Genomic DNA, 11,848 nt, shown 5'->3' on the forward strand with positions numbered 1-11,848 from the left:
CAGAGTCGCAGCAATCAACATGTGATGGAGGCGTTTGTAGATGTCGTCAGGATCCAGCGTGGAGGATCGGTCCGATGCAGCAGTTGTCCGTGAGGGTTTCTTCGGTGACTACTATGAGCACCTCGCAGAGGAGGATTCACGGGCGTATGCGCCCGAGCTGCTGATTGCACGGGCAAGCACACACAGGAAAGTTGCGCAGTCCCGGCGACCTGGAAATGCCATTGTGGAAATCGGCGTCGAGGCTGACCGAAACGTTGTCTACATCGCTACTGACGACATGCCGTTCCTGGTTGATTCCGTCAACGCCGAACTCGTTCGCCAAAACTGCGCCATCCGGCTGGTTATGCACCCGCTTTTCGTGGTTACCCGCGACAGGGTCACGGGCGAACTCAGCAGCGTTTCCAGGGTCCCGTCAAATATCGGCATTTCCAGTGGCGACACTGCGGCACTGCCCAGCGTCGCCCACCTGCTCGGCGACAACGACAACTCGTCGCACATGGAGTCTTGGATCGCCGTCGAAATTGACCGCGTAAGCGAGGAAGCCCGCGCAGAATTGGTTGCCGGCCTCCAACGCGTCCTCGGGGATGTCCGCGCCGCCGTTGAAGACTGGCCGAAAATGCGTAGCAAGGCACTCGAACTGGCAGAAGCGCTGGGAAGCGTCTCCCACCCCGAGCAAATTGCCGAACTCAGGCAGGCGCAGGACCTTTTGCGCTGGCTGGATGACGGCAACTTCACCTTCCTCGGATACCGCGAATACGACCTCGTGAACGAAGACGGCGAGGACGTCCTGGAACTTCGTGAGGACAGCGGACTTGGCTTGCTCCGTGCTGGCGACAACACCCGACAGATCCAGCACCTCACCGACGCCGGCCGCAAGCGTGCCCGTGAAAAGCGGGCACTGGTGATCACAAAGGCCAACTCCCGCTCAACCGTCCACCGTCCTGCGTACCTGGACTACATCGGAGTCAAGAGCTTCGACGCTGCCGGAAACGTCAATGGTGAGCGGCGCTTTATCGGGCTTTTCGCCACAAGTGCCTACACCGGTTCGGTCCGCAACATTCCCATTGTCCGGGACAAAGTCGATGCAGTGTTGCGCAACGCAGGCTTCCCAATGGATTCACACTCGGGCAAGGACCTCCTGGGCATCCTGGAAACGTACCCCCGCGACGAACTGTTCCAGATCGAAATCCCGGACCTTGCGGCCACGGCCACTGGGATCCAGCGACTCCAGGAACGGCGCCGGACCAAGCTTTTCCTGCGCCCCGACATTTACGGACGTTTCATGTCCGCGGTGGTCTACCTGCCGCGTGACCGGTACACCACGAGCGTCAGGCTCCGTATTGAGCAGGAACTACGCGAGACCTTCCAAGCTGAGAGCATTGACTACGAAGCGAGGATCACGGAGTCGGCCCTTGCGCGCGTCTTCTTCAGGATCAGGCTGCCACGCACGGCGGAACTTGCCGATGTCAACGTAGAAGAACTCGAACACCGGCTGATGCGTGCCTCAAGGTCTTGGAGCGAAGGCATCGCCGAGGTACTTCGTGAGAACCGTCCCGCGGAGAGCGCTGAAGTACTGTCCGCCTTGTGGGCTGAGGCATTCCCTCCCGGTTACCGCGTGGACTACGAGGTTGAAGATGCGCTGGAGGACATCGAACGCTTTGAAAAGTATGGAGCCCAGGCCGAACGGGCAGGGGAAGCGAGCAAGGAACTGCGCCCCGGCGTCCATGTGTACCTTCCCGAAGGCGCCGGTGATGCATTGGAGGAGGATGCGCGGGTCAAGCTCTACTTGATGGAGCCCAAGAGCCTGAGCCAGATCCTTCCTTACTTCCACAACCTTGGCCTCGAAGTCCTGGACGAACGGCCCTTCGAAATCGAAACCGCGGATCACCGCGACTTTTTCCTGTATGACCTTGGGCTGAAGTATCCGGCTGGCATAGACCCGCTCGCCACCGGAGATCTCCTGGCTGACTCGTTTGGTGCTGCGGTCACAGGGGCAGTCGAGTCTGACAACTTTGACCGCCTGGTGCTTCGTGAAGGCATGCACTGGCGCCAGGTAGTGGTCCTCCGGGCCTACGCCAAGTACATGCGCCAGATGGGCAATACCAACTCCTTTGGGTTCATCGCCGATACGCTCTTGGCCAATCCGGACGTTGCGCGGGGTCTGACGGTCTTGTTTGCCGCCCGCTTTGATCCCAGCGTCGAGGAAAGCAAGCGTCCCCAGCAGCAAGGTGCCGCAAGAGCTGCCCTGGCAGAAGCTATCGAGCAAGTCGCTACCTTGGACGCGGACCGCGTGCTTCGTACCTTCGTCAACCTCATTGAGTCGACGTTGCGCACCAACTTCTTCCAAAACAAGGGCTACCTGAGCTTCAAGCTGGATCCCACCACCATCGAAGGCCTGCCGTTCCCGCGCCCCATGTTCGAAATCTGGGTTTACTCTCCGCGGGTGGAGGGCGTCCACCTCCGCTTTGGCAAGGTGGCCCGTGGTGGTCTTCGCTGGTCCGACCGCAGGGAGGATTTCCGTACTGAAATCCTGGGCCTGGTGAAGGCGCAGACCGTGAAGAACGCGGTCATCGTACCGACCGGCGCCAAGGGCGGCTTCTTCGCGAAGCAGCTGCCCAATCCCGCAGTTGACCGCGCCGCCTGGATGGCCGAAGGGGTGGAAAGCTATAAGACCTTCATCCGCGGCTTGTTGGACATCACTGACAACCTCGTAACTACAGTCGAGGGCGAACGGCTTGTCCCGCCGTCGGACGTTGTCCGCCACGACGGCGACGATTCCTATCTGGTGGTTGCAGCCGATAAGGGAACCGCAACGTTCTCAGACACAGCCAACGGATTGGCTGCCGAATATGGATTCTGGCTTGGCGATGCCTTCGCGTCAGGCGGATCCGTGGGCTATGACCACAAGGCCATGGGTATCACCGCCCGCGGCGCTTGGGAGTCCGTGAAGAGGCACTTCAGCGAACTCGACCTCGATACCCAGACCGAAGAGTTCAGCGTCGTCGGCGTGGGCGACATGTCAGGTGACGTTTTCGGCAACGGCATGTTGCTTTCGCGTCATATCCGGCTTGTGGCGGCATTTGACCACCGTCACATCTTCCTGGACCCCAACCCGGACACGGCCGCATCGTACGCGGAGAGGCAGAGGCTCTTTGAGCTCCCGCGGTCTTCGTGGGATGACTATGACCGGACCCTCATCAGCGAAGGGGGCGGCGTCTACCCGCGCCAAGCCAAGACGATCCCTGTGTCAGACCAAGTACGAAAGTCCCTGGGGTTGCCGGACGGGACCACCCAGCTGAGCCCTCCCGAATTGCTTCGGGCAATCCTGCTTGCCCCGGCGGACCTTCTGTACAACGGTGGCATCGGCACTTACGTCAAGGCCAGCACCGAGACACATGCTGCTGTAGGTGACAAAGCCAATGACGCCATCCGTGTGGACGGCAAGGACCTGCGCGTCAAGGTGGTCGGCGAAGGCGGCAACCTCGGGTTGACGCAACGTGGACGTATTGAAGCCGCATTGCAGGGTGTCATCCTTAATACAGACGCGATTGATAACTCGGCGGGCGTTGACTGCTCCGACCACGAGGTCAATATCAAGATCTTCGTTGACCGCATGGTGGCGGCCGGGAAGCTTGAGTCCACAGAACGCGCAGCATTCCTGGCTGACATGACCGAGGAAGTCGGCCGCCTGGTCCTGCAGGACAACATCGACCAAAACATCCTGCTCCTCAACGACAGGACCCGCGTTGCGGACTGGAGCCCCAGCTACGAGCGTCTGATGGACTGGCTGGAAAAATCAGCCGACCTCAAGCGTGACCTGGAGGCACTGCCCAGCACCGAGACACTGCGTCAGCGCCTGGAACAGGGACAGGGACTGACGTCTCCGGAGCTGTCCGTCCTGGCCGCCTACGCGAAGATCGAGTTGGCGGCTGCCCTCCGGGACAGCAACCTGGCCGACGACCCTTGGTTCAAGGACACGATCCGCGCCTACTTCCCGAAGCAGTTGCGGGAGAGGTTCGACGCCGAACTGGACACCCACCCGCTGCGGCGCGAAATCATCGCTACGGTGGTGGCCAACGACATCATCAACCTCGGCGGCATCACCTTCGCCTTCCGGGCGATCGAAGAAACCTCTGCCAACGAGGTAGCGGTAGCCAAAGCATTCGTGGCACTGCGTGAAATCTACGATCTCGATCCGATGGTTGAGGAATTGAACGCCCTTCCGGCGTCGTTCCCCACCGAGCATTGGAGCGAAATCCATCTGGATGTCCGCCGGCTCCTGGATCGTGCCGTCCGATGGGTGCTCGGGCAGGGCATGGCGTCCCGGCCGATTGCCGACGTCGTGAAGTCGTTCAAGCCGATGATGGTGCCGCTTCGGGCCAAATTGCTGGACTACCTGCGTGGCGATGACAAAGTTCGTATCAGCGGCTGGCTGGAGAAGGCCCGTGGCTGGGAGTTGCCGGATCACCTGGCCCACAGGTGGGCGGAGCTGTTCGAGAGCTATGCCTTGCTGGACATCGCAAGGATTGCCCAGACCGGGACCAACAGCGTCGAGGAAGTGGCGCATGTCTACTACACGGTGTTCAACCGCTTCCATGTGGACTCGCTGCTGGAACGGATCAGCGCCCTGCCCCGCGACGACCGCTGGCAGGCACTTGCCCGTGCCGCGCTCCGGGACGATCTCTACTCAACCGTCGCAGATATGACGACGTCGGTTCTTGAGTCGAGCACGCCCGGCACCCCGGCCGAAGATCGCCTGAGGACGTGGGAAGGCCTGAATGCCGAACAACTTGGACGGGCGAAGACCATGTTTGATGAGGTCAATTCCCTCGAAGCCGATGACATGGCTTCACTATCGGTAGCATTAAGGCTCTTGAGGTCAATCGTTCGACGCTAGGGGCTGGTCCCCGCGTCGCAAATGGAGGTGCAGTGGCAATCTTTACAGACCCCATCAGGGAACACGCTGATTTCGGGCCTGGAGATGCTGAATGGCTGCACCTCCTGGTAGGCGATTGGCAAATGGTCGCCGACCTGGCGTTTGCAGACCTCGCCTTGTGGTTTCCACATCCGGAGTTTGGGTACATCGCCCTCGCCCACGTACGTCCGTCAACATCGCATACGGTGTTTCACGCGGACTTCGTGGGTGAGGGCATCCGCTCGGATCTTCGTCCACTCGTGGAAAAGGCCTGGAACAGCCGCTCCATTGAGCGCTCCAGTGAGACGAGCTGGAGCAGTGAAATGGCGCTGCGTGTCGAAGCCGTGCCGATGGTGCGCAACGGCAGGACTCTCGCTGTTGTCACATCCCATATGGATCTTTCCAGTTCCCGTATGCCGTCCAGGCTGGAACTCACGTACCGGCAATGCGCCTACGACCTCCTTCGCATGGGAACTCTGGGGTTGTGGCCGGATTTCGCATCGCCAACCGGATCACGCAGAGGTGCCCCGCGTGTGGGGGACGGACTCATCCGGCTCGACGCTGAAGGCATTGTGCAGTATGCAAGTCCCAACGGCGTATCTGCTTTCCGGCGGCTGGGCGAGGTTGAGTCCCTGGAAGGACGTTCCCTCGCTGAAGTGACGGCCGGATTGCTGAAGGATCGGCGCATGGTGGACGAGACGCTGCCGTTGGTTGTCACTGGCCGAATGCCATGGCGCAGCGAAATTGAGTCCAGGGGGGTTAGCCTGTCCCTGCGTGCCATTCCTTTGCGCGACGAGCAACATCGCTTTGGCGCCCTTGTTTTGTGCCGCGACGTGTCCGAGTTGAGGCGCCGCGAAATGGAGCTGGTCACCAAGGACGCGACGATCCGCGAGATCCACCACCGAGTCAAGAACAACCTCCAGACCGTTGCCGCCCTGCTGCGTATGCAGTCCCGACGGATGGTCAGCGACGAAGCAAAACAGGGACTGGAACAGGCCATGCGTCGCGTGGCCACCATCGCGCTTGTTCACGAGACCCTGTCCCAGGGCCTGACTCAAAGCGTCGACTTCGATGAACTCATCGGCCGCCAGTTCAGGCTTTCTGCCGAAGTCGCTTCACCTTCCCAGCAAGTACGCACCGAAAGATCCGGGATGTTCGGTGAACTCCCCAGCGATTTCGCAACGCCCCTGGCCCTGGTCATCAACGAACTGGTCACGAATGCTGTTGAGCACGGTTTGGAGGGACGCACGGGAACCGTTTGGTTGCTCGCTGACCGTGCAGCGGGAGACGGAAATGACGAGTTCCTGACAGTAACTATTGCCGATGATGGTGTTGGGTTGCCGGACGGGCAATACACGGAAGGCCTGGGTTTGCAGATCGTGCGTACTCTGGTCACAAGTGAGCTTGGCGGATCCATTCAATGGAGCCCCAGGGAGGGCGGCGGGACCGCCGTCGAAATTGTCCTGAACCTCGCCCGCGCTTAGCGCCTTCCGGAGGTGGAGGGGTTTAGCAGGCAGCTGTCTTAAACGCGGAAGGCCGCGGACCAGGTGGTCCGCGGCCTTCCGCGTTGGTGCTTGTACTGCCTGCTGGGAAGCGAGCTGCTAAGAAGCGCGCCGGGCCCGTGCTGCGCGACGCTTGAGTGCACGGCGTTCGTCCTCGCTCATGCCACCCCAGACGCCTGCATCCTGGCCGGACTCCAGAGCCCATTGAAGGCAAGTGTCCACGACCGGGCACCGGCGGCAAACGCTTTTTGCTTCCTCAATCTGCAGAAGTGCTGGTCCCGTGTTGCCGACTGGGAAAAAGAGCTCCGGGTCCTTGTCGAGGCAGGCTGCGCGATTACGCCAATCCATGCTGATCAGTCACTCCATTCGTGAGAACTAGTTTGAGCCTTTTGTGAAAACATTCACGAGAGGCTCCAAAGGAAAGGGGCCCGCATGGGCCCCCTTGGTCGTCTGAGTCAAGCGTTTCATGTTAACGCCTTGTAAACAAGGGGTATTAGTCGTTGAAATGCCCTGAATCCGTGAGCGATGCATCACATCAGCCGCCAGTGCCCTCACTGCTAGATGACTATGTCCGGTAGGGTGCCAGTGTGTCAAGACCTCCTGTTAACCCGGCCCAACCAAACTCTGGATCAGATGGAAGCAACGGTCCAGTTAGACCTGTGCCTGAGGGACCCATAACTCAGGGACTGGAATCCGGAGGCAAGAAGCCTCCTGGAATCCTGGTTATTTCCATCGTTGTCGTGTTGGAAGCACTGGCCCTCCTTGGTGCTGCGGCTTGGTACGCCTTCGAGCTGTTGACCGGAGCCCCTGTCCTGACGTTTTGGGGAGCGGTCTTTACGCTGGGCCTCCTATTGGCCTTCTCGGCCTGGCTGTTCGCTGTGGGCCATTTCCTGTTCCGCGGTTACCGATGGACCCGAGCGGCCGCCTTGGTGGCTCAGTTGTTCGTCCTTACCATCGGTTTCCCAACCATGACCGGCGGCTTGGTTCTGCCGGGGTTGGCCATGATTTTGCCTGCGCTGGCGGCGATCGTGTTTCTCTTCCAAAAGCGTGTCATCGCATATGCGTCGCGAGCGGGAGGGACGCAGGGCGCGCTCTAGCGAATGCCGCCCTGGCTTTCGATGCTCCTGATGTGCGTCATGGAGTCGGTGGTGAACGCCACCTGCACTTGGACCGCGCGGTTACCCCGGACGATCACGCCCCGACCGGCACGCGGCGGGTTTTCTATTTCCAGCCTCACGCCGAGGATGTCGCCGTCCAGGGGAGTCCTCGGAGCCAGAATCAGGCCCTTGCCATTGGCTTGGACCTCTGCAGCCAGTGGCAAGCGCTGAAGCAATGCTGGACCTGTCGTGGCAGTCATGATCATTCCTCGTGTCCGGCCAGCCAGGGCGGCGAGAGCTGCGCGCCCCTCCGGATCCAGGAGATCGGCGTCATCGACACAGAGGATGCTCGCAGGATCCAGCGACCCAGTGGTGGCAGAGCGGGCCACGCTTGCCCAGAAAGCACCCGTGGTAGTTCCAGCTGCCGGGAAGATCCACGGAACCTGGGAATTAAGGGCCATCAGGGATGTCAGCACCGAAGTCTTGCCGGAGCCATGACCTCCAATAATAATGCTGACACCACGCCGCCCAAGGGGAAATGACACGGGAACCGATTCGTCGCCGCCAAGGCCGATCCACAAGGGAAGCGAGTCCGGCGATGTCCCGCAGTCCTCGTCTTCACGTGCAATGCGGTTGCTGCCAGACTGCGCCGATCCCGGGGATCGCCCCGATGGTTCTGGGACAGCTGCCATCGCGGCAACGAAAGCAGACGTGCTGAGATATTCGGGTAGGGGCCGGACACGGAAGGGTGGTTCCGATGAAGGTTGAAGATCAACGAACGGCCAGTCATTCCTGCTTGGTTCAGTGCGGATGGGTGCAGTGCGGAAATGAACCACCGCGGTTGCGCCCTGAACAAATCCACCCATGGCAACAGCGCGCCCTGGGACAGACTCGACTTCGGGAAGGCGGGGCCAGTGATAGCGCGATTCTTCCGTGGCGCCCGTTGGGAAAAATGCCCGGTTTGGGATTGCGGCGAAAAATCGTGAGCTGACGAGTTCGCGTTCGCCGGAGATCAGGACTGTGATGCCAAGGGGCGTCCCGTCCCGGATGATGTCCCTTAAAAGATCCTCGGCCCACGCGAAACGCCCTGATCGGAGCGCTGCGGCCCATGAGCAAAAGCCAGTAACCACCAGGACCAAACGGGGCCGTGTGGACACGTCCTCGCCCGCCCCGCGTCGACGTGCCATTTCTTCAGCGAGCCGCTCAAGGACCCGTACCGCCAATGCCAGCTGATGCAGGCCCAGTGTGGCGCCATAGCTGCCGTCTGGACGGAGCTTTCCCAGCATTCCAACTGAATCCAGGATGTACAGATGCGGTGGGATTCCATGTGCTGCCAGCATCGCCGATGCAGCCTTGAAGCATTCGTGCATGCCACTGGAACTGCTGCCGATCATGGCGAAATGACCATGGTCGGAAGGCGACCATTGCAGGGCCTCCACTGACTGCTGTTCCGGTCTGTCCACGATCCCCAACGGACCTACGGGGGTCATGGACCCGTCCGGTGCGTCTTCAACGTCCTTGCCCGCCATACCGAAAGCGGACAGATCTTCATTCCACTCAATGGACACCGGCAAAGGTGGGGCTACAGGTTGACGGGGGTCAGCCCGCCCCAGGGAGCGCCAGGCGGTTCGGGTTGCCGAGACCACCGCTTCCGCCCTTGTTTCCGACTGTGCCGTGGACTTCCCGATCATTGGCTGTTTGTCCTGCGGAGGGTGCAAGGCCCCAACGGCCGACTGAACGATTGCTGCCCCCGGGGCCCGGCTGACGGTGGCTGGCACAGCAAGGGACGCCGTCTGGAATTCCTCTGGATTGCCGGTGGCCCTTACAAGATACGCCCGCCCGGGAACGCCGACGCCGATGGATGCAGCGGCTTTGGAATTGATGATGTCCATTGATTCTGCATCTGACTGAACACGCAGTGCGATGCTTGAAGTGACGTTGGCGCGGATGTCGGCGGTCAGCGCACCTTGTGGCCTTTGTGTGGCCATGACCAGGTGAATGCCGAGGGACCGTCCAATGGCGGCAACGCGCATCAGCTCACGAAGGGCTCCGGGGGCTTCGTCGACCAACATTCGGAACTCATCTACAACAAGGACCAAGTGGGGGATCGCCGCCCCTGTAGCTGCAGCTGAACGTTGGTATGCAGCCAAGTCTGAAGTTCCAGCGTCCGCGAACAACTCCTCGCGACGGCGGATCTCGCCCCGCAGGGAAGTAAGCACGCGTTCAAGATGATGACTTCCAAGGTCAGTAAGAAGGCCCACGCAGTGCGGAAGCCCACGTAAAGGGCGTAGTCCGGAGCCTCCCTTGAAATCGACAAACAGGAATGTCACCTCGTCTGGCGAGTGATTCAGGGCCATGGATGCCACTATCGTCCGCAGGAGTTCCGATTTCCCGGAGCCTGTAGTTCCGGCTACCAGGAGATGGGGTCCATCAATATGGAAGTTAAACGTCAAGGGGCCGTCTTGGCCCTGCCCCAGAATTGCCTGGAGCTCGTTTGGCCCGTTCCCGCCAACCCATCGCCGGAGTATGCCTCGAGGTCCGCCTGGAAGCAGGTCGTTCAAAGAGCATGATTCTGGAATGGCGTCCTCGGCAGGGCCTTCCAGGTGCGGGATGGACGCCACTGTGCGGCAGAACTGTTCGAAGGCCTTCAGTGGAACCAAGTCCGGGATGAACTCCTGCAGGCCACCGGGGACCTGTAAATTGGCGGATGTTCCAGACTGTCCTATCTCAATGACCGGACCGTTGGGTCCGGGGTAGTGGCCGGAATGCCGAAACACCTGCCATGAAGCCTCCAAGGCGGCTTCCAGGAGTTTGGTATTGCACTCATCTCCGCCCGGCGAGTCATCGAGAACTATGAGCCTGCCATTGTTGTTTCCCTTCGAGCTTCGTAGAGCTGCCGTCGCGGCCGCATCATTTGTGGCAAGCGTCAGGTGCGGGAGGAACCGGGCGCTGAGAGGCAGGCGCCCTATCGGTCCCAAAAGAATAATCGGTGTGGCCGAGGATCCTGGGAAACTTGACAGTTGCATGATGATGAAGCGGATCAGGGCATCGACGTGCCCGGCCTGGCCGTGCAACGCAACAGTCGCGGGGTGCACGCCCAGCGTTACTGGCATGGCTCCGATTGCCGGTGGACAGAAATGAGGATCTGCGGGGACGAGCCGCACATTGGCCAGGGTGGGCGCCGTACCTAGCCGGACGCACGTTCCCGAGCCGGCGGCCGGACGTGGTGGTGACGCATCGGGCGATCCCGCCACGGGGCCGGGCAATGTTGGCGGTGCCGGAGGGGTCAGGACCAAGCCTGCCGCCGGGACCATGGTGGCAACGATGATCTCTGCAGCAGACGGCGAACATCGGCGGCGGCGTTCGGCGTCCTGCAGCGCCGCCGTTGCGACGGCAAGCCTGAACTCCCGGCGTCCCTTCCTTCCGGTGATTATCGGAACAAGGAGGCCCAGCGCGGAAACGGCCGTAAAGCCAAGGAACATCCACATTCCCGTTGCGAGTGCAAGACCAACGCCTGCTACCAACGGGAGCCCCGCCGCAACGGCAACCGACCATCGGTTCAAGGAGCCCGTCTGACGCTGGACTTCAAGGGGCAATTCAACGGAACGGCCGGCGTCGGCGTGAATCCCGGGAGTGGAGCTGTTTGGCGTAACGATAGTGAAGGTTGTATTGCCGCAGCGAATTTCCGAAGACGACGTCACCGTCTTTTCACGGACACGCTCCCCATCAACAAGTACCGAGTTCCGGCTGCCCGTGTCCGTGACGCTCAATGCGGTGCTGGACACCTCCAGCACGGCGTGCTCGCGGGACATGCCTGGATCAGGGATGCGAATGTCGACATCGCCGCGGCCAATGTGGTGGTGACCGCGCTGGAGTGCAAAGACTGAGCCCGCCCCCGGCCCGGTATGGGACAGGAGCAGGAGCGGCGTTGCCGGGGAGTCTGACTTTTCAACGGGACAGTGTCCGTCCACCAGTACGGCCCCGGCCACGAGTGGCGGGTGTCCGACAGTCAGGGCGGACAGGTCTTCCCCTGCGACTGAGAGCGGACCGACCCCCCGCGCCTCCTGCAATTGCCGCTGGAGTTCCAAGCCCGGCATTCCACCGAAAGCGATGATTGTCAGTTCTTCCGGTGGTTCCGGTGATGCGGCATTCGGGCCACGAACCAGTGTGCACTCAAAGATCATTTGCCCATTCCTTCCTGGATTCCCGCAGCCCTCCAGAACTGAGGCTATGGAATTCCCGGGCAGCCTGCTGCCCCCTTCCTGGGCTATGTGGATAACTGTTGGCGATACCAGCTCAAGGCGCTGGCTTGACGCGAGGACATGGCGTCTCGG

General features: G+C 61.0%; 5 protein-coding genes. 3 read left to right on the forward strand and 2 right to left on the reverse strand.

The features are described 5' to 3' along the window. Positions 1-40: 40 nt before the first annotated feature. Both AC6I97_RS09945 and AC6I97_RS09950 read left to right on the forward strand, forming a co-directional pair. On the forward strand, positions 41-4,897 hold the full coding sequence (locus AC6I97_RS09945) for an NAD-glutamate dehydrogenase (protein ID WP_497944800.1): 4,857 nt from the start codon (positions 41-43) through the stop codon (positions 4,895-4,897). Between the two features lie 32 nt (positions 4,898-4,929). Then, entirely contained in the window at positions 4,930-6,399 is a 1,470-nt protein-coding gene (locus tag AC6I97_RS09950; RefSeq protein ID WP_224164751.1) for a sensor histidine kinase, read from the forward strand. Positions 6,400-6,516: 117 nt separating this feature from the next. Here the strand turns inward: AC6I97_RS09950 and AC6I97_RS09955 are convergent, their stop codons facing one another. Next, positions 6,517-6,765: a WhiB family transcriptional regulator gene (locus AC6I97_RS09955; RefSeq protein ID WP_003804966.1), complete on the reverse strand. Its 249-nt coding sequence runs from the start codon at positions 6,763-6,765 to the stop codon at positions 6,517-6,519. 338 nt (positions 6,766-7,103) lie between these two features. On the opposite strand from AC6I97_RS09955, the gene AC6I97_RS09960 reads away from it, so the two are divergent. After that, entirely contained in the window at positions 7,104-7,514 is a 411-nt protein-coding gene (locus AC6I97_RS09960) for a hypothetical protein (protein ID WP_497947021.1), read from the forward strand. Here AC6I97_RS09960 and AC6I97_RS09965 read toward each other — a convergent pair. Then, positions 7,511-11,698, reverse strand: a complete 4,188-nt coding sequence (locus AC6I97_RS09965) for a type VII secretion EssC family protein (protein WP_497944801.1) — start codon at positions 11,696-11,698, stop codon at positions 7,511-7,513. The two genes, AC6I97_RS09960 and AC6I97_RS09965, sit on opposite strands and share 4 nt — an antisense overlap. Positions 11,699-11,848: the final 150 nt, after the last annotated feature.

It is taken from the genome of Arthrobacter sp. TmtSoilC48 (assembly GCF_059739425.1).